The organism is Streptomyces sp. NPDC056480 (assembly GCF_042795405.1).
Classification (GTDB): Bacteria; Actinomycetota; Actinomycetes; order Streptomycetales; family Streptomycetaceae; genus Streptomyces.
The window spans coordinates 1-17814 of the sequence record NZ_JBHTSA010000002.1 but is presented as its reverse complement, the minus strand read 5'-3'; the positions used below and the strand labels follow the sequence as shown (position 1 = coordinate 17814).

Genomic DNA, 17814 nt, shown 5'->3' with positions numbered 1-17814 from the left:
GGCGGGGCGGAAATCGCCGGGAGCCGGTTGGCTGCGATGTGGACAACTTGCCATGAAATGTACAGAGTTGAACGGAGTTGATCTTGCTGTTCGAACGGTCGACAGCACCCCGAAGCGAAGATCTTACGGAGAAAGTGATCGTTTCGTGAATGATCTTTCGATTCGGGGTGCGCCATGTGGTGGAGCCCACGCCCCGAGACTGTCCTGATCCGGCCTCAGCCGCGGGCCGTCTTCCGCTGCGCCCGCAGCCACTCCTTGTTCATGGCGGAGATCGAGGGCAGCGGGATGCCCTTGGGGCAGGCCGTCGCGCACTCGCCCGTCAGGGTGCAGCCGCCGAAGCCCTCGGCGTCCATCTGGGCCACCATGTCGAGGACCCGGGTCTCGCGCTCCGGGGAGCCCTGCGGCAGCACGTTCAGGTGGTTGACCTTGGCGGAGGTGAAGAGCATCGCCGAACCGTTGGGACAGGCCGCCACGCACGCGCCGCAGCCGATGCACTCGGCGTGCTCGAAGGCGGAGTCCGCGTCCGCCTTGGGGACGGGGGTCGCGTGCGCCTCGGGGGCCGAGCCCGTGGGGGCGGAGATGTAGCCGCCGGCCTGGATGACCCGGTCGAAGGCGGAGCGGTCGACGACCAGGTCCTTGACGACGGGGAAGGCGGAGGCCCGCCAGGGCTCGACGTCGATGGTGTCGCCGTCGTCGAAGGACCGCATGTGGAGCTGGCAGGTCGTGGTCCGCTCCGGCCCGTGCGCGTCGCCGTTGATGACGAGGCTGCACGCGCCGCAGATCCCCTCGCGGCAGTCGTGGTCGAAGGCCACGGGGTCCTCGCCCCGCAGGATGAGGTCCTCGTTGAGGGTGTCGAGCATCTCCAGGAACGACATGTCGGCGGAGATCCCGTCCACGTCGTAGGTGGACATCGCGCCGGGGGTGTCGGCGTTCCGCTGGCGCCAGACGCGCAGGGTGAGCCTCATGCGTAGCTCCGCTGGGTGGGGTGGACGTACTCGAAGGTGAGGTCCTCCTTGTGGAGGACCGGGGCCGTGCCGGTGCCGCCGAACTCCCAGGCCGCGGCGTACGCGAACTCCTCGTCGTGACGGGCGGCTTCGCCGTCGGGCGTCTGGGACTCCTCGCGGAAGTGGCCGCCGCAGGACTCGGCGCGGTGGAGCGCGTCGAGGCACATGAGCTCGGCGAGCTCCAGGTAGTCGACGACGCGGTTGGCCTTCTCGAGCGACTGGTTGAACTCCAGCCCCGTTCCCGGGACCTTGATCCGGCTCCAGAACTCCTCGCGGATCTCCGGGATGCGGGCCAGCGCGGTCCGCAGGCCCGCTTCCGTACGGGCCATCCCGCAGTACTCCCACATGAGTTCGCCGAGCTCGCGGTGGAAGGAGTCGGGGGTGCGGTCGCCGTCGACGGCGAGGAGGAGGTTCAGCCGGTCCTCGGTCTCGGCGAGCACCTCCCGCACGGCCGGGTGCTCGTCGGTGACGGGCTCCGCGTGGGGGTGCCGGGCGAGGTAGTCGTTGATGGTGGCCGGCAGGACGAAGTAGCCGTCGGCGAGGCCCTGCATGAGGGCGGAGGCGCCGAGCCGGTTGGCGCCGTGGTCGGAGAAGTTGGCCTCGCCGATGGCGAAGAGCCCGGGGACGGTGGTCTGGAGGTCGTAGTCGACCCAGAGTCCGCCCATCGTGTAGTGGACGGCGGGGTAGATCCGCATGGGGACCTCGTACGGGTTCTCGGCGGTGATCCGCGCGTACATGTCGAAGAGGTTCCCGTACTTCTCCTCGACGGCGGCCCGGCCCATGCGGCGGATCGCGTCGGCGAAGTCGAGGTAGACGCCCTGTCCGCCGGGGCCGACGCCGCGGCCCTCGTCGCAGACGTTCTTCGCGGCGCGGGAGGCGATGTCACGCGGGACGAGGTTGCCGAAGGAGGGGTAGATGCGCTCCAGGTAGTAGTCGCGCTCGTCCTCGGGGATGTCGGCCGCGGCGCGGGTGTCGCCCTTGGCCTTGGGAACCCAGATGCGGCCGTCGTTGCGGAGCGACTCGCTCATCAGGGTCAGCTTGGACTGGTGGTCGCCGGTGCGCGGGATGCAGGTGGGGTGGATCTGGGTGAAGCAGGGGTTGGCGAAGTACGCGCCGCGCCGGTGGGCCCGCCAGACGGCGGTGGCGTTGGAGTTCATGGCGTTCGTCGACAGGTAGAAGACGTTGCCGTAGCCCCCGCTGGCGAGGACCACCGCGTCCGCGTAGTGGGTGGAGATCTCGCCGGTGATCAGGTCACGGGCGACGATGCCGCGGGCCCGCCCGTCGACGACGACCAGATCGAGCATCTCCGTACGGGCGTGCATCTCGACGCTTCCGGCGGCGATCTGCCGGGACAGCGCCTGGTAGGCGCCGAGCAGGAGCTGCTGGCCGGTCTGGCCGCGGGCGTAGAAGGTGCGGGAGACCTGGACGCCGCCGAAGGAGCGGGTGTCCAGGAGTCCGCCGTACTCGCGGGCGAAGGGGACGCCCTGGGCGACGCACTGGTCGATGATCTCGACGGAGATCTGGGCGAGCCGGTGGACGTTGGACTCGCGGGCGCGGAAGTCGCCGCCCTTGACGGTGTCGTAGAAGAGGCGGTGGATCGAGTCGCCGTCGTTCCGGTAGTTCTTGGCGGCGTTGATGCCGCCCTGGGCGGCGATGGAGTGGGCCCGGCGCGGCGAGTCCTGGAAGCAGAACTGGACGACGTGGTAGCCCTGTTCGGCGAGGGTGGCGCCCGCCGAGCCGCCGGCGAGGCCGGTGCCGACCACGATGACGCGGTGCTTGCGGCGGTTGGCGGGGTTGACCAGCCTGGCCTGGAAGCGCCGGGTGTCCCAGCGCTCGGCGACGGGCCCCGAAGGGGCCTTGTCGTCGGCGACCGGCTCTCCGGTCGTGAAGTCGAGGAAGCTCATGTCAGCTCACCACTCCGGTCATGACGGCGACGGGGACGGAGATGAAGCCCGCGGTCAGGACGAGCGCGAGGGCGTTGGCGAGGCCTCGCAGCAGGCGCTCGCGGCGGGCGCTGCCGACCCCGAGGGTCTGGGCGGCGCTCCAGAAGCCGTGCCGCACGTGGAGGCCGACGGCGAGCATGGCGACGATGTAGATGACGTTGCCGTACCAGGTGGAGAAGGTGTCGACGACGTTCTGGTAGGGCTTGCCCTCCTCGAAGCCGCCGGGGTGGACGGTGCCGGTGGTCAGGTCGAGGACGTGCCAGACGATGAAGAGGGCCAGGATGATCCCGCCCCAGCGCATGGTGCGGGTGGCGTACGAGGAGCGCTTGCGGCGGTGGACGTACGCGGTGGGGCGGGCCCTCACGTCGCGCCGGCTGAGCTGGTACGCGGAGACGGCGTGGGCCACCACGGCCGCGAGGAGCACGATCCGTACGATCCAGAGGGCCCACTCGTGGTGCAGGACGGGGGCGCCCATGACCCGCAGCCAGTGCCCGTAGGCGTTGAACTCCTCGGGGCCGAAGAAGACCTTCAGGTTGCCGGCGACATGGGCGACGAGATAGCCGAGCATGAGCAGCCCGCTGACTGCCATGACCGTCTTCTTGCCGAGGGTCGATGACAGGAATCCGCGTGACGGTGTGGGGGACGGCGGGCGGCCCGTCGTCCGGTCCCTCGTGGGTGCCAGAGCCATGCACACGACGCTAGGGCCGAAGGGCCCGAGAGGTCCAAGACATGGTCCGGCTGATCTCGATAGGCCCACCCTATGAATGTCGCCTACGCTGGTGACCATGCAGTTCCAGCAGCTCCTCTACTTCGTCGCCGTGGCCGAGACCCGTCACTTCACCCGGGCCGCCGAGCGCGTCCATGTCTCGCAGCCCTCGCTCTCCCAGCAGATCAAGGCCCTGGAACAGGAGTTGGGCGCCGAGCTGTTCAGCCGCGCCCGGGGGAACATCACGCTCACCGACGCGGGCGAGGCCCTGCTGCCGCTCGCGCGCCGGATCCTCGCCGACACGGAGACGGCCCGGATCGAGGTGCAGGAGCTGGCCCAGCTGAAGCGGGGCCGGGTCCGGCTCGGTGCGACCCCGAGCCTCTGCACGGGGCTGCTGCCGGACGTGCTGCGCGCCTTCCACGACCTGCACCCGGGGATCGAGCTCCTCATCGAGGAGGGCGGCTCGCACGATCTCGTCCGGGAGCTGGCCCGCGGGGCCCTCGACCTGGCGCTGGTCGTGCTGCCGCTGCCGAGCCCGTCACCGGCCCTGACGACGGTGGAGCTGCTCCGGGAGGACCTGGTGGTCGTCTCCTCGGCCTCGGCTCCGGCGCCGCGCCGTCCGGTGCGGATCACCGACCTGCGGGACCAGCCGCTCGTGATGTTCCGGCACGGCTACGACCTGCGGGAACTCACCGTGGCCGCCTGCCGGGCGGAGGGCTTCGAGCCGACGTTCACCGTCGAGGGCGGTGAACTGGACGCGGTCCTCGGTTTCGTACGGGCCGGGCTCGGGCTCGCGGTCGTCCCCGCGATGGTGGCGGCGCGGGCGGGCCGGGACCTCCGCGTGACCGCCCTGGCCCGGCCCGGCCTGCGCCGGACCATCGCGCTGGCACACCGGAGCGACGTCGCACCGCCGCGGGCGGCGCGGGAGCTCCAGCGGATGCTGCTGGCCTCGCGGCGGGGCGGCCCGGACCGGGCGGTGAGCACCGTCTGAGGGCGCCGTCGATCGACCCCCGTCGCTCCTCCCACGCCCCTCCCCCGTCACCCCTCCCGCGCCTGGCACACCTCCCGCACCCCCGTAAATCCGTGTGCGACAGAGCTACGGCGACTGCGAGCATGCCCTCATGGTCCACGCGCTCGAGCACCTGGTCGTCCGGCACGCCCACCGTCTCCCCTGCCCCGCCGGTCCGGCCGGGGACGGGGCCGCCGCCACGCGCAGGTTCGACGCGGCCCTGATGACCGCGGGGTTCAAACTGTCGGGCGAACTGGTCGAGCGCCTGTCGGGGCTGGCCGGACCGACCGTCGTCGAGACCGCCGTCCGCACCCTCGCGACCGTCCGTGAGCTCGTCGGCGACCACGTCCGGCACAACGTCTACTTCGTCGACTTCCCGGACAACGTGCCGGACACGCTCGACTTCTGGAGGTGGTGCGTGGCCGAGGCGCTCGCCGACGGCGACGCCCACGCGCGTACGGTCGAGCAGCTGAGCGCCGGCGTCCTCGACCTCCTGACCCTCCCCTCCTACGGCCGCTACCGGCACACGTACGAGGAGATGCTCACCGTCCACGACGAGCTGATCGCCTCGGCCGGTGACCGGCTGACGGTGCTGCACCTCGGCGCGGACGCGGACACCGAGGTCACCGCGCTCTATCTGGCCCTGGCCGGCAGCACGACCCCGCTCGGCGAGGAGCATCTGCGGGATCTCGCCGTGCTCGCCGAGCACTGCGCGGACGGCCCCCAGCCCGGGACGATCACGGTCCGGGAGAACCGCGCCGTCGTCAACCACGCCCGCCTGCGGATGGGAGCCGCACCGCTGCTCGACACCGTGACCGACGTCCTGCGGCTGGCGTGCGCCCTCGCGGACGGCGATGTCACCCTGCGCGAGCCCACCCGCTTCCGCGCGTTGTCCCGTCCGCACCGCCGTGCCCTGCTCGCGGGGCTCGACACGGTGGTGGCCGCGTCCCCGGCGAAGCTGTCGGACGTGTCCGCGCACGGGGAGGCGTGGAAGCGCCTCGGGGAGCGCCTGCACCCCCACGAGTACCCGCACTGGCCGCACGCCGCCCAGGTGTTCGCCGTCGCCCGGGGCGAGCGTCGGGCGCCGTCGTTCGACAGCCGCGTGGAGGAGCTGCTCGCGCGGGGCGATGTCGCGGGGGCGGCGGAGCTGCTGGCCTCGCACGCGCCGGGGCGGCTGTTCCGCGCCCTGGACCGGCTGCTGCGCATCGCGGCGGACGGCAAGGAGCGGGAGGCGGTCCTCGCGGCCGTCGAGCGGGCCGCGCCGGAGGTGGCGGGCCGGGTCGTCCTGTCGGTGCGCGAGCACGTCCAGAACCGCGCGGGCGGAAGCGGCGCGCGCAGGGTGTTCGTGAACCGGGAGGGCTCGGCCTGGGTCGCCGACGACACGCGTCCGCCCCTGGAGGACGCCGACCGCGAGCGGCTCCTCGCCGTGCTCGACGCCGAGACCCGGCGCCGACTCCCGTCTCCTGGACGTCTGTTGATCGACCCGGACGTCCTGGACGTGGCCCTGCCGTTGAGCGGCCGGGCGGCCTCGGCGGGGCTCGGCGTGCTGCCGCGCGGCTCGGTGTCGCCGGTCGAGGGCGAGCTGCTGCGCTTCTTCATGTACTGGCGGGAGGCGCGGCGTACGACCGACCTCGATCTGTCCGCACTCGTCCTCGACGCGGACTACCGGACCGTGACCTGGCTGTCGTACACGGCCCTGACCGACGTCGAGGGCCGGCACTCGGGTGACATCACCGAAGCCCCGGACGGGGCTTCGGAGTTCATCGATCTGCGGCTCGGCGCGGTTCGGGGCGCGTTCATCGTGCCGCAGGTGTACGTCTTCTCGGGAGAGCGCTTCGACGAGGTGGCGGAGGGCTTCTTCGGCTTCATGCTGCGGGCGTCCGAGCAGCGGGGCCGGCCGTTCGAGCCGCGTACGGTGCGGATGAAGTCGGACCTGCGGGGCCCCGGCAAGGTGGCGCTGCCGCTCGCCTTCCGCCGGGACGACGAGGGACGCTGGCACGCGCACTGGCTGCACCTGTACCTGCGGGGGGCGCCTTCGGCGAACCAGGTCGAGGGGCACCGGGTGACGATCTCGGTCGTGATGCGGGCCCTGCTCGGACGCACTCACCTGACCATGCGTCATCTGGTGTCCCTGATGGAGGAGTCGGGGGCGGAGACGACGCTGTGGGACGGCCGGACCGTCCCGGACGGCCCGGTCACGTACATCGGTCTGGAGCGCCCGGACGGGCTCGCCCCCGGCTCCCGGGTGTTCACCCCGGAGAATCTGCGCGACCTGCTGCCCGCCTGAGTGCTACGGTCCTTTCGGGGCGAGGCCATGGAGAGGCTTCCTTCTACCCACTCCTTGAAATAGCCTCTCCGCTTTCCTCCCCCGTACCTCTTCCCGGCCTCCCCGCTGCACGCGGGGAGGCCGGTTCCGTAGGTCAGGTCTCAGACCGCGTCCGCCAGGAGCAGCGCGTGGATGCGGTCCGGGGCGCCGGGGCGGGCGTAGTACCAGCCCTGGGCCGTGTCGCAGCCGAGGTCGCGGAGCTGGCGGGCCTGGGCTCCGGTCTCGACGCCCTCGACGGTGACGGCGAGTTCCAGGCTGTGCGCCAGCGAGACGATCCCCTCGACGATCTTGAGGTCGACCGGGTCCACGGGATGCTGCTGCATGCCCCGGGTGAAGGAGCGGTCGAGCTTGAGGACGCTCACCGGCAGCCGGCGCAGATTGGCCAGGTTCGAGTAGCCGGTGCCGAAGTCGTCGAGCGCGATGTCCACGCCCATCTCGGCGAGCTGCCGCAGCGGCTTGAGCAGGTCCTCGTCCGCGCCGATCAGCGCGGACTCGGTCACCTCCAGGCAGAGCGCGCCCGGTTCGAGCCCGGACCGTTCCAGGACGTCGACGGTGTCGGCGACCAGACGCGGGTGGTGGAGCTGCGTCGGGGAGAGGTTCACGTTGATCCGCAGCGGCCCGCCGTCGGCGTGCCGGGCCTGCCAGAAGCGGGCCTGGCGCACGGCCTCCTGGAGCACCCAGCGGCCGAGCGGCACGATGAGCCCGGTGTCCTCGGCGAGCGGGATGAACCGGTCGGGGCCGAGCACTCCGTGCTGCGGGTGGCACCACCGCACGAGCGCCTCCGCTCCGTGCACACTGCCGTCGTCGAGGTGGACGAGCGGCTGGTACTCGATGAAGAACTCGCCGCGTTCCAGCGCGGTCGGCAGGGCCGTGGTGAGGCCGTGCCGGGTGATGGCGCGGGCGTCGGCCTCCGGGTCGGCGAGCTCGAAGCGGTTGCCGCCGGCGGACTTGGCCCGGTACATGGTGATGTCGGCGCTCCGCAGCACCTCGGCGGGGGTGCGTTCGCCTGCCGGACCCTCGACGACGCCGAGGCTGCCGCGGACGGTCAGTTCGCGGCCGTCGATGCGGAGGGGGGTGGCGAGGGCGGCGAGGATGCGGTCGGCGAGTTCGGTGACGTCCTGTTCGCCGGCGGCGCCGGTGGTGAGGGCGACGAACTCGTCGCCGCCGAGCCGGGCCACCATCTCGCCGGACCCGGTGACGCAGCTCTGCAGCCGGTCGGCGACCTCGACGAGGAGCCGGTCGCCGGTGGAGTGGCCGAGGCTGTCGTTGATGACCTTGAAGCCGTCGAGGTCCAGGTAGCAGAGGCCGAAGCGGGCGTTGTCGCCGGGCGCGAGGGCCTTCTCCAGACGCTCGAAGAACAGGGTCCGGTTGGGCAGCCCCGTCAGCGCGTCGTGGGTGGCCTCGTACCGCAGGCGCAGATGGAGCAGGCGCCGCTCGGTGGTGTCCTCCATGAGGGCCAGCTGGTACTGGGGGTTGCCCTCGGCGTCGCGGAGCAGCGAGACGGTGAGGTTGGTCCAGAGAACCGTTCCGTCGCCGCGGTAGTACGGCTTCTCGACCCGGTAGTGCTCACGGTCGCCGCGGACCAGCTCGTCGTACAGCTTCCAGACGTGCGGGCCGTCCTCCGGGTGGACCCACTCGCTGACGTTCCGGCTGCGCAGCGGCCCCTCCATTCCGCCGAACATGCGGGTGAGGGTCTCGTTGACCTCCAGGACGTTGCCGTCGAGGTCGGCGATGCCGATGCCGATCGCCGCCCCGTCGAAGACCGCCCGGAAGCGGCTCTCGGTGGCGTGCAGCGCGATCTCGGCGGCGCTGCGGGCGGAGAGCGCGGAGCGCGCGATGGCCTCCTGCTCGGCCCGGGTCCGCTCGCGCAGGGCCTGGGCGTAGCCGGTGGCCATCGCGTGCTGGAGCCGGGAGCAGCGCGCCCTGAGCTCCTCGGCGGGTAGCTCCGACTCCGTACCGCAGTAGAGCACCAGGTACGAGTCCACGACCCCGAGGCTGCGGCCGAGGGCGTCCGGGTCGGTGCAGTGGGCGGCGACGAGCTCCGCGCCGGTGCGCTGGGCCGGGGCCGTGTCGAACGGCCGGGCGTGCAGCGCGTCGTACAGGGTGCGGGCCAGCGGCAGCAGGTGGACCTCGAACTCGGCACGCGTCAGCGAGGTGGCGGTCACCGGGAAGATGGCACGGCTCCAGATGGTGACGAACCGCCTGAGTCTGTCCTCCGGGCCGTCGGCTTCGGCAACGCCGCCGGACGGCTGAGACGGGACCTTCACGCCTTGCGCCCCACCCCTGCGAACCCGGAGAAGGCGTAGGGATCCTCCTCCTCGACCGGACTGTCCGGACGCCAGTGGGGCATCGGGACGAGGCCGGGCTCGATCAGTTCGGTGCCCTCGAAGAAGCGGGTGATCTGGGCGCCGGAGCGCATCACCAGCGGGTTGCGGATGTTCCGGTAGACCCCGACGGTGCCGCCGGCCTGCTCCTCGGAGAGCGGGATGCCCTCGTACGAGGCGTGGGTGAGCACCAGGAGGCTGCCGGGCGCGAGGGCGTCGAGCAGTTCGGTGACGGCCTCGTACGGCCGGTCCTGGTCCTCCAGGAAGTGCAGGACGGCGACGAGGAGCAGGGCCACCGGCCGCTCCAGGTCGAGGAGTCGGGACACCTCGGGGCTGTAGAGGATGTCGGCCGGCTTGCGCAGGTCCGCGGCGACGACCGCGGCACCCTCGTCGCCCTCCAGGACGGCGCGGCTGTGGGCCACGGCGACCGGGTCGTGGTCGACGTAGACGACCCGGGCCGCGGGGTCGGCGGTCCGGGCGACCTCGTGCACGTTGCCGAAGGTGGGTATGCCGGAGCCGATGTCCAGGAACTGGGTGACGTCGTTGTCAACGGCGTGGCGGACTGCGCGCCGCATGAAGGCACGGTTCGCCTGCATGATCTTGGGCAGGCCAGGCATGAACTCCATGGCCTTGCGCGCCGCTTCCCGGTCCACTTCGAAATTGTGCGAGCCGCCCAGATAGAAGTCGTACATACGGGACACGCTCGGCACCGAAATGTCGATACCAGGCGGAGCCCAGGCGGGACGCTCCATCAATGTCTCCAACAAGTCGCCATGGGGGATGCGGCCATGTGTTCGCGGCCGGTGTTCGAGGTGAGGCTACTGATCGCCCGCCGAGAGAGCGAGTAGAAACGGAAATTCGCGGTCCGTTCTTGGTCACACGCCATTGGCACGTGCTCTTGGGAACGAAGAGTTCACGCCTTCAGGCTGTGCAAATTCACGTGCATATGAGTGTGCGTCGGCTCCTGGGCCGAGTGCGGCTCCCCGCGCCGGACGCCCAGGCCCCGCCCGTACCTCGGTTGTTGCCGTCGGAGGCGTCTGGTCGCCGGTGCAGGATGCCCCGTTCTCCTTCCCGTCCGACAGGGCGACAACCGGACAGTTATCGATCCGAGGCCGGAACGGACCCGGTCCGCCGTCTTCCGGAATCCATCTGCCCGGCGATACCCGGGCATTGAGCCCCGCCGCGCCGCCCCGGCCGACTTCGGCCGAGGCGAAACGTCAAACCACCGCGCCCCGAGATCCGCTCCATCCGGCGAATCCCGCTCGATTCCGCCCCGGCGCGCCGCGCCTGTGATCAAGCTCGACGGCGTGTCTCTGTACGGATCACTCCTCGCGCGGTCGCTGGCGGCCCTCGCACTCGTGTGGCTTCTCACCACTCCCGTGCCCGCCGCCGCGGACGCCTGCGCCTACGCCTCGACAGGCCCGGGCGGTTCCCACGTCGCGGTGGCGATCGCCGGCGACGGTCACGGCCACAGCGACGGCCACGGCCACGGCCACGGCCACGGCAGCCCAGGGAAGGGCAAGGGAAAGGGGCACGGCCATCACCACCACCCGAAGCCCTGCCCGACCGAGCCGCCCCCGCCGTGCCCGTCCCCCACGCCCACGCCGACGCCGACTCCCACGCCTTCCCCGACGCCGACGCCTTCTCCCACGCCGACGCCGACGCCCGAACCGCCGTCCCCCTCTCCCTCCCCGACGCCCACGCCGTCACCGAAGCCGGAGCCGCCTCCACGGCCGACCCCTCCTCCGCCCCGGCCCGCGCCGAAGCCACCGTCCACCAGGCCGGCTCCCCGCCCGGCGCCACCGCCCCCCGCGCCTCCGGCCACGAGGCCGCCGGAGCCCGCGCCCGCCCCGCCCGCGCCGCCCCCGCCGAGCCCGAGCCCGACGCCGCCGCCCACCGTGCGCCCCCGGCCCCCGGCGCCCGGCCCCGTGGCATTGCCCCACTACCGGCGCGTCTCGCGCCCCCAGCCGAAGAGCGGCACCTCCGTCGTCACGGCGACCCTCATGATCACCGCGCCCGCGGTGCTCGCGACCGCGATCCTGCGCCCCCGGTCCAAGTGACCCGCGGCCCCGACGACTCCGACGCCCCGTCCGCCTCTCTGCCCCCTGCCTCTCCGCCCCTCTGAATCCCACAAGAGGAATCCATGTCTGAATGGCTTGTTCTCACCCTTGCGATGGCCGCCGCGTGCGCCGTCGTCCTCACGATCGTCGTCATCAACCACCGCCGGATCCCCGAGGACGACGACCCGAGCGAGACCCCGGACGTCATCGAGTACATGACGATGATGATCGGCGTGATCTACGCGATCGTCCTCGGCCTCGCCATCGCCGGCGTCTGGGAGGCCCGCGGCGCCGCCCAGGAGACCGTGCGGCAGGAGGCGCAGGCGATGCACGAGATCTCGGCCCGCGTCGAGGTGTACCCGCAGGCGGTCCGCGAGCGCATCCGGGCCGACGTCGACGCGTACGTCCGCTACGTCGTCGACGACGAGTGGACGTACATGGCGGAGAACGGCGAGCTGAGCGAGGAGGGCACCGCGCTCCTGGAGAAGGTGCGGCGCAGCGTCACCGACTACCGGCCGGCCGACGACTTCGAGGGGCAGGCCTACCAGCCGCTGGTCGACCAGGTGGCGGTGGCCGACGACGCCCGGGGAGCCCGGGGGCAGAACGCGGGGGCGACCATGCCGGGGGTGGTGTGGTTCGGCCTGATCATCGGCGCCCTGGTGACGGTCGGACTGATCTTCACCCTGCAGATCCGCAGAACCGGGCGCGAACTGCTGCTCGCCGGACTCTTCAGCGTGCTGATCGCCTTCCTGCTGTTCCTCATCTGGGACTTCGACGCGCCGTTCGGCCGGGGCATCTCGGCCACCGCCGCGCCGTTCACCGATCTGTTCCCGCAGCTCACACCGTGAGGCGACACGGCCGGATGAGCCACTCGGGGGACATGCGTGCCCCATTCGCACGTCTGCGCTCGCGGCTGTGGTAGTGCGCTTCTAGCGTTCCGGACAACGAGGTGTACGCACGGTCTTTCGCGGAAACCCCCTTTCCGCGGCTGCCCCTCGGGACCCGGAGGATTCACCATGCGCGCGATACGTGCCGCGTCCACTGCCCTGCTGGGGGCGGCCGCCCTCGCCCTGGCCGCCCCCACCGCCGTCGCGGCGGACGGTGCTCCCGCACCGAACCCGCGAGCGGCACGGGCCAAGGCACCGGGCGATTTCGTCGTGTCGCCCTCGGTCGTCGCCCCGGGCGGCCGGGTGACGCTGAGCGCCCCCGGCTGCGCCAGTACGGCGACGGCCTCGGCCGGCATCTTCGACACCGTCACCATCGCGCCGGGCTCCGCGGCCATCGCCACGGTGGACCTGGACGCGCGACGCGGCGCCGTGTACACGGTGTCGTTCAACTGCACCGGCGGGATCTCGGACACCACGACGCTGACGATCAGCGGCACTCCCACCGCCACCCCGACCATCAGCTCCACCATCCTCACTCCCCCGCGTGGTGTGCAGGGTGGTCTGGGCGGTTCGGCGGGCGGCTTCGAACCGCTCCAACTGGCCGCCGGAGGCGCCCTCGTGCTCGCCGCGACCGTCGGCGGCGTGTACGTGGTGCGTCGCCGCTCCGGCTCGGCCCGTCGTCACTGAGCGGCCGTCGTGACCGGTCCGGTGTCGGTGCCCGGCGTCGCGGACGCCCGTCGCCCCCGGGTCCCGGCAGGGACTCGGGGGCGACGGGCGGAGCGGGCCGACCGGGAGGTTCGACCGGTCAGACCCCCGCACCGGTCATACGGCGACGACGGACGATGAAGAGCCCGCCGCCGAGCGCGGCGGCGGCGACCAGGCTGCCGCCGACGGCCATCTCCGTGGAGCTGGGAGCCAGCGAGCCGCCGAGGCCGCCCTGGGCGCCGCGGCCCGGGAGGACCCGGAACGGCTCCGTGACCACGTTGGAGCCGCCGTTGCACCTGACAGCCAGGTTGTAGTTGCCGGGAGTGGCGTTGTTGTAGACGCGGGCGACGGCGGTGGAGACGCCGTTGCCACCCGAGAGGGTGGCGTCCGGGAAGGCGTTGGACGTGACCGTGCCGCCACGGTTGCAGCCCCTGGCGGTGATCGTGAGCGTCGACCCCGGGTGGACCTCGAAGGGGCTGACGGTGACGTTGCTCGGGGTGTTGTTGGAGCCACCGCTGACGACGTTGCCCGGACCGTAGGTGGCGGCGGCAAGGGGGGCCGCGAGGCCGACCGCCGCGATCGCGGTGGCGGTCACCGCCAGAGTGCGTGCTGCACGCATGGTTGAACCTCCAGTGGAAGACGCCCCAAAGCGGTGCTCCGGGAGTGTCGACGAGTACGCCTTCCATGACGAACCATCACAAGTCGGAGCGAGCCGCGCATTTCGGCACTGGTCCACCCCGGTGAGGCGACACGCCCGGAATCAGGGCTTCGAAGGAGGAGGAACCGCAGGTCAGGGCCGAGTGGGCTGGTTATCTGACGATTACTCGGATGGGTCAGCCCGGTGTCACCCGCCCGACGGCCGCCCGGCGCCCGGAGCACGCTCCGCGCCGCCCCCGGGCGCGCGGGGTCGAGGGGGCCGCCGGCGCACCCGTATCCGCGGCTCCGACACCCGTCCGGCGGCGGCCCCCACCCGTTCGCTCCGTCCGGCGCGACGGTCCGTCAGGTCGGCTTTACCGTTCTGACGACGCCACGAAGGGAGAACCATGCCCCCGAAGGACTTCCGCGTCTTCCAGCGCAGGAGACGCCGCCCCTGGGGCGTCCTGACCCTCGCCATGCTGTCCGGGATCGCGATGATGCGCAACGGCGTGGACCTCGCGGACGGGCCTCCGCAGCCCGCCGCGGCGGCCCGTCCGGTGGCGCGCCCGGTCACCCCGCCGGACGGGGCGACCGAGGGTCTGGAACCGCTGCCCTTCGCCCCCGCCTCCCGGATCAGGATCCCGGCGATCCAGGTCGCGGCCCCGATCATGGACGTGGGTCTGGACCCGGACGGCTGGGTGGCGGCCCCGCCGCCCCAGGACGCCAACCTCGCCGGCTGGTACCAGAACGGCATCTCCCCAGGCCAGCGCGGCACCGCCGTGGTCGTCGGCCATGTCGACAACGCCCAGGGACCGGCGGTCTTCTACGGCCTGGGCTCCCTGGAGAAGGGCCAGCACATCGAGGTCGAGCGGTACGACGGCCGGATCGCGGTCTTCGAGATCTACGGGCTCGAGGTGTACTCGAAGGACAACTTCCCGGGCGTGCAGGTGTACGCCGACACGGGCGAGCCCGAGCTCCGGGTCATCACCTGCGGCGGCGGCTACACGCGGGCGCGTGGCTACGACGGGAACGTCGTGGTGTACGCGCGGATGATCGGCTCCCGCTAGCGGGGCACGGCGAAGGGCCCCGGCACCTGGTGGCGCCGGGGCCCTTTCCCGTGCCGGGGCCCCTTCCCGTGCTGGGCCCCCTTCCCGTGCCGGAGCCCGTACCGCGCACGCGCCGCCCGTACCGCCGTGGTCAGCGCCGGGGGACGGTGATGTGGTAGCCCGCGTCGAGGAGTTCGGGCAGATAACGGCGGAGCGCGGTCACGCTCTGGGCGCGGTCGCCGCCGGCGTCGTGGGAGAGGACGACGGCGCCGGGCGCGGCACCGTCGAGGACCCGGCGGACGATGGTGTCGGCGCCGGGTTCCTTCCAGTCCAGGGTGTCGACGGTCCAGGCGAGCGGCTCCATGCCGAGCTCGGCCCCGATCTCGAAGGAGTGCCGGTTCCAGGCCCCGTAGGGCGCGCGGTACCAGAGCGGGGCGTTCCCCAGGGTCCGTTCGACGACCTCGCTGGTGGAGCCGAGCTCGTCGCGGATGCGGGAGGGCCTCAGCTTGGGGATGAGGGGATGCGACCAGGAGTGGTTGCCGACGACGTGCCCGTCCGCGGCCATCTCCCGCAGCAGGTCCGGGTTCTCGGCCGCCATCTCGCCGCAGACGAAGAACATGGCCCGGCAGTCGTGGCGGCGCAGGGTCTCCAGGATGCCCGGGGTGTAGCGGGGGTCCGGGCCGTCGTCGAAGCTGAGCACCATCGAGCGGCCGACCCCGGACATGCTGAGGAAGGGGCGCTGCCGGACCGGCGGCACGGCCCGTCGGTACGCCGGGGGCGCGTACGCGGTCATCGGCTGGAGGCGGTACGCGGTGGGGCGCAGCCGGGCGGCCTGCGCCTGCGGGCCGGCGGCGGGGCCCGCTCCCCGGCCCGGCGGGGCGGGAGGCGCGGCGGTCCCGCCGGTCCGTTCGGGTGCCGCGAGCCGGTCGGCCGCGATGACTCCGACGGTGGCGGTGGCCCCGAGCGCGGCGGCCAGTCGCAGCACCGCGCGACGCCCCGTGGGCATCTGATCCTTTTTCATGACTAATGGTTCATACGGATGAGGGTCCGCGCGGCTCATCGACACCGACCGCCCCACCGAAAGCACCCGATGAGCCGATAACCTCGAAGGGTGAGCGAACAGCAGCCCGATCGGTTCGAACGCGGTACCGACGGCCCGAAAGTGATCATGGCGGGAGTCGACGGCTCCGACTCCTCGCTGCGCGCGGCGGCGTACGCGGCCGGGCTCGCACGGCGGCAGAACGCCCTGCTCGCGCTCGTCTACGTGCAGCCGGTGATCACCGCGGGGGCCGCCATGGGCGCGCCGACGGTGGGAACCACCGAGGAGATCGCCCAGGAGCTGGTCGCGGAGATCCGTACCTCCGCCGAGCGCGTGAAGGACCTCTGGCGGATGCGGTGGGAGTTCCACACCTTCCGCGGCGACGCCTACGCGGGCCTGGTCCAGGCGGCGGAGGAGCTGACGGCGGACGCCGTGGTGGTGGGCGCCTCCGAGTCGGCCGGTCACCGCTTCGTGGGCTCGGTGGCCGTCCGGCTCGTGAAGGCGGGCCGCTGGCCGGTCACCGTCGTGCCGTGACCGGCCCGGCCGCCGCCGCGACCAGGGGCGCCGCGCCAGGCCCGTCACTGCCGTGACCGCCCGCCGCGCACCCTGACCGGCTGCTGCGACGGGTGGCGGGCTACCTGCCCATCACCAGGCCGTCCTCGGCCGCGCCGCGGCTGAGCACCACCTTCCGGACGGCGTCCCGGATCTCGGTGAGCCGCGGGTCGGTCCCGTCGGCGGCGCCGAGGTTGACCACCCGGCCGCGTCCGGTGTCGAACCACTGGGGCACGAACTCGGCCTTGGTGACCTCCCAGCGCCCGCCGGGCGTCCTGGGCGGGCCGAAGGTGAAGCGGCCGATGCTGCCCTGGTTGCCGCGGGGGTCGTGGGCGCCCTCGTGGTTGATCATGTCCCCGGCGATCTGGTCGCCCATCCCGTAGACGATCCAGGTGCCGTTGACCTTCTCGTACGCCTGCGGGACATGGGCGTGCGTTCCGATGATCAGGTCGATGTCGGGGCGGCCGCCGCTCTGCGAGGCGGTGAGGGCCCGGCCGAGCGCGAGCTGCCGCTCGTCGGGTTCGGTCTGCCACTCGGTACCCCAGTGGACGCTGACCACGACCACGTCGGCGCCGGCCGCACGGGCGGCGCGGGCGTCGGCGATCACCTGCTGCTCGTCGAGCATCCGCACGGCCCAGGGCTGCCCCTCGGGCATCGGATAGCCGTTGGTGTCGTACGTGTAGGCCAGCTGGGCCACGGTGGCGCCGCCCGCCTCGAGCAGTGTGGGCTTCGCCGCCTCCTCGGCCGTGCGGGCCGAGCCGGCGTGGCGGACACCGGCCCGGTCCAGGGCGTCGAGGGTGCGGCCGAGGCCCGCCGCTCCGTCGTCGAGGGTGTGGTTGGAGGCGGTGGAGCAGGAGTCGTATCCGGTGGCCTTGAGCGCGGCGGCGACCTCGGGCGGCGACTTGAAGGCGGGGTAGCCGGTGTAGGGCCCGCCCTCCTGCCCGTACACGGTCTCCATATGGCAGATGGCCAGGTCGGCCCGGGAGACGACGGACTTCACACCGGAGAGCATCGGCGTGAAGTCGTAGCCGTCCCCGCCCGCGTCCTCGGCCGCGCGGCGGATGATCGAGTCGTGCGGAAGGACGTCTCCTGAGGCGACGAGGGTGAATCCGGTGGGCGCGGACGCCCCGCCGGGCGCGGCGGACGGCACGGCCGGCCGTGCGGATCCGGGCCGACCGCTACTCGCCTCGGGGCTGGGTGCTCCCCCGGCCGGGCCGCTCTCGTCGGTGCAACCGGTCGCCGCCGCGAGCAGGACGGCGGCGAGCGCCACCGCACCCGCGGGTCTGGTGCGTGAGGTCATGTCGGCCCGCCCGATTCATGGGATGAACATTTCTTCATATGAATTGATCTCGCGAGAAAGCCGCAGTCAAGGGTCAGGGCCGCAGGGCGTGAGAACCCCGCTGAAACGGACGCAGCGACTCCGGTCGGCCGCCTCCTGACCGCTCGCCGTACCATTCGCCGCTCGGTGCGACCGTTCGTCGCAGACCGGTGTCCGTTCCCTGTCCCTCACCGTCCGAATGGGTTGCGATACGCCCCGGACGACGAGCCGCAGGAGAGGCGGGGAGCATGACCACGGC

At 72.3% G+C, this 17814-nt stretch carries 15 protein-coding genes and 1 pseudogene; 7 read left to right on the top strand and 9 right to left on the bottom strand.

Annotated features, from left to right (window positions below):
* Nucleotides 1-215: 215 nt before the first annotated feature.
* From ACFQ79_RS01570 to ACFQ79_RS01560, 3 genes are read right to left on the bottom strand one after another with little or no spacing between them, the layout of a single operon-like run.
* Entirely contained in the window at nucleotides 216-965 is a 750-nt protein-coding gene (locus ACFQ79_RS01570; RefSeq protein WP_383578788.1) for a succinate dehydrogenase/fumarate reductase iron-sulfur subunit, read from the bottom strand.
* A complete protein-coding gene (locus tag ACFQ79_RS01565; protein WP_383578786.1) occupies nucleotides 962-2908 on the bottom strand; it encodes a fumarate reductase/succinate dehydrogenase flavoprotein subunit in 1947 nt (648 codons plus the stop codon). Before ACFQ79_RS01565 ends, ACFQ79_RS01570 begins: the two co-directional genes overlap by 4 nt.
* A 1-nt stretch (nucleotide 2909) precedes the next feature.
* Complete coding sequence (locus tag ACFQ79_RS01560; protein WP_383578784.1) at nucleotides 2910-3635, bottom strand: succinate dehydrogenase; 726 nt, start codon at nucleotides 3633-3635, stop codon at nucleotides 2910-2912.
* A 97-nt stretch (nucleotides 3636-3732) separates the two neighbouring features.
* Here ACFQ79_RS01560 and ACFQ79_RS01555 point away from each other — a divergent pair, with 97 nt between their 5' ends.
* Nucleotides 3733-4644, top strand: a complete 912-nt coding sequence (locus tag ACFQ79_RS01555; protein ID WP_383578782.1) for a LysR family transcriptional regulator — start codon at nucleotides 3733-3735, stop codon at nucleotides 4642-4644.
* Nucleotides 4645-4774: 130 nt separating this feature from the next.
* On the top strand, nucleotides 4775-6949 hold the full coding sequence (locus tag ACFQ79_RS01550) for a hypothetical protein (protein WP_383578780.1): 2175 nt from the start codon (nucleotides 4775-4777) through the stop codon (nucleotides 6947-6949).
* A 140-nt stretch (nucleotides 6950-7089) separates the two neighbouring features.
* Here ACFQ79_RS01550 and ACFQ79_RS01545 read toward each other — a convergent pair whose 3' ends face one another.
* Both ACFQ79_RS01545 and ACFQ79_RS01540 read right to left on the bottom strand, forming a co-directional pair.
* A complete protein-coding gene (locus ACFQ79_RS01545) occupies nucleotides 7090-9255 on the bottom strand; it encodes a putative bifunctional diguanylate cyclase/phosphodiesterase (protein WP_383578778.1) in 2166 nt (721 codons plus the stop codon).
* Nucleotides 9252-10064 carry an SAM-dependent methyltransferase gene (locus tag ACFQ79_RS01540; protein WP_383578776.1) on the bottom strand — a complete coding sequence of 271 codons (813 nt, stop codon included), beginning with the start codon at nucleotides 10062-10064 and terminating at the stop codon, nucleotides 9252-9254. Before ACFQ79_RS01540 ends, ACFQ79_RS01545 begins: the two co-directional genes overlap by 4 nt.
* A gap of 830 nt (nucleotides 10065-10894) precedes the next feature.
* On the opposite strand from ACFQ79_RS01540, the gene ACFQ79_RS01535 reads away from it, so the two are divergent.
* The 3 genes from ACFQ79_RS01535 to ACFQ79_RS01525 all read left to right on the top strand — a co-directional run bounded on the left by ACFQ79_RS01535 (nucleotide 10895) and on the right by ACFQ79_RS01525 (nucleotide 12946).
* Entirely contained in the window at nucleotides 10895-11437 is a 543-nt protein-coding gene (locus ACFQ79_RS01535; protein ID WP_383578774.1) for a hypothetical protein, read from the top strand.
* An 18-nt stretch (nucleotides 11438-11455) separates the two neighbouring features.
* Nucleotides 11456-12220, top strand: a complete 765-nt coding sequence (locus ACFQ79_RS01530) for a hypothetical protein (protein ID WP_383578772.1) — start codon at nucleotides 11456-11458, stop codon at nucleotides 12218-12220.
* Nucleotides 12221-12388: 168 nt separating this feature from the next.
* Nucleotides 12389-12946: a hypothetical protein gene (locus ACFQ79_RS01525; protein WP_383578770.1), complete on the top strand. Its 558-nt coding sequence runs from the start codon at nucleotides 12389-12391 to the stop codon at nucleotides 12944-12946.
* A gap of 118 nt (nucleotides 12947-13064) precedes the next feature.
* On the opposite strand, the gene ACFQ79_RS01520 is transcribed toward ACFQ79_RS01525, so the two are convergent.
* Complete coding sequence (locus tag ACFQ79_RS01520) at nucleotides 13065-13583, bottom strand: hypothetical protein (RefSeq protein ID WP_355967728.1); 519 nt, start codon at nucleotides 13581-13583, stop codon at nucleotides 13065-13067.
* Between the two features lie 424 nt (nucleotides 13584-14007).
* Here ACFQ79_RS01520 and ACFQ79_RS01515 point away from each other — a divergent pair, with 424 nt between their 5' ends.
* Nucleotides 14008-14667: a class F sortase gene (locus ACFQ79_RS01515; protein WP_383578768.1), complete on the top strand. Its 660-nt coding sequence runs from the start codon at nucleotides 14008-14010 to the stop codon at nucleotides 14665-14667.
* A 130-nt stretch (nucleotides 14668-14797) separates the two neighbouring features.
* On the opposite strand, the gene ACFQ79_RS01510 is transcribed toward ACFQ79_RS01515, so the two are convergent.
* On the bottom strand, nucleotides 14798-15652 hold the full coding sequence (locus ACFQ79_RS01510; RefSeq protein WP_383578766.1) for a polysaccharide deacetylase family protein: 855 nt from the start codon (nucleotides 15650-15652) through the stop codon (nucleotides 14798-14800).
* Nucleotides 15653-15757: 105 nt separating this feature from the next.
* Between ACFQ79_RS01510 and ACFQ79_RS01505 the strand changes: the two genes are divergently transcribed.
* Nucleotides 15758-16219: a universal stress protein gene (locus tag ACFQ79_RS01505; RefSeq protein ID WP_383578764.1), complete on the top strand. Its 462-nt coding sequence runs from the start codon at nucleotides 15758-15760 to the stop codon at nucleotides 16217-16219.
* Here the strand turns inward: ACFQ79_RS01505 and ACFQ79_RS01500 are convergent.
* Both ACFQ79_RS01500 and ACFQ79_RS01495 read right to left on the bottom strand, forming a co-directional pair.
* A pseudogene (locus tag ACFQ79_RS01500) lies at nucleotides 16203-16256 on the bottom strand (hypothetical protein); the annotation flags it as partial. The gene ACFQ79_RS01505 and the pseudogene ACFQ79_RS01500 sit on opposite strands and share 17 nt — an antisense overlap.
* Before the next feature lie 63 nt (nucleotides 16257-16319).
* Nucleotides 16320-17537 carry a CapA family protein gene (locus ACFQ79_RS01495; RefSeq protein WP_383578762.1) on the bottom strand — a complete coding sequence of 406 codons (1218 nt, stop codon included), beginning with the start codon at nucleotides 17535-17537 and terminating at the stop codon, nucleotides 16320-16322.
* Nucleotides 17538-17814: the final 277 nt, after the last annotated feature.

Bases quoted from the DNA above. Each gene is read 5' to 3' on its own strand.
- ACFQ79_RS01570 (WP_383578788.1), bottom strand. From the start codon at position 965: ATGAGGCTCACCCTGCGCGTCTGGCGCCAGCGGAACGCCGACACCCCC.
- ACFQ79_RS01565 (WP_383578786.1), bottom strand. From the start codon at position 2,908: ATGAGCTTCCTCGACTTCACGACCGGAGAGCCGGTCGCCGACGACAAG.
- ACFQ79_RS01560 (WP_383578784.1), bottom strand. From the start codon at position 3,635: ATGGCTCTGGCACCCACGAGGGACCGGACGACGGGCCGCCCGCCGTCC.
- ACFQ79_RS01555 (WP_383578782.1), top strand. From the start codon at position 3,733: ATGCAGTTCCAGCAGCTCCTCTACTTCGTCGCCGTGGCCGAGACCCGT.
- ACFQ79_RS01550 (WP_383578780.1), top strand. From the start codon at position 4,775: ATGGTCCACGCGCTCGAGCACCTGGTCGTCCGGCACGCCCACCGTCTC.
- ACFQ79_RS01540 (WP_383578776.1), bottom strand. From the start codon at position 10,064: ATGGAGCGTCCCGCCTGGGCTCCGCCTGGTATCGACATTTCGGTGCCG.
- ACFQ79_RS01530 (WP_383578772.1), top strand. From the start codon at position 11,456: ATGTCTGAATGGCTTGTTCTCACCCTTGCGATGGCCGCCGCGTGCGCC.
- ACFQ79_RS01525 (WP_383578770.1), top strand. From the start codon at position 12,389: ATGCGCGCGATACGTGCCGCGTCCACTGCCCTGCTGGGGGCGGCCGCC.
- ACFQ79_RS01520 (WP_355967728.1), bottom strand. From the start codon at position 13,583: ATGCGTGCAGCACGCACTCTGGCGGTGACCGCCACCGCGATCGCGGCG.
- ACFQ79_RS01515 (WP_383578768.1), top strand. From the start codon at position 14,008: ATGCCCCCGAAGGACTTCCGCGTCTTCCAGCGCAGGAGACGCCGCCCC.
- ACFQ79_RS01510 (WP_383578766.1), bottom strand. From the start codon at position 15,652: ATGCCCACGGGGCGTCGCGCGGTGCTGCGACTGGCCGCCGCGCTCGGG.
- ACFQ79_RS01495 (WP_383578762.1), bottom strand. From the start codon at position 17,537: ATGACCTCACGCACCAGACCCGCGGGTGCGGTGGCGCTCGCCGCCGTC.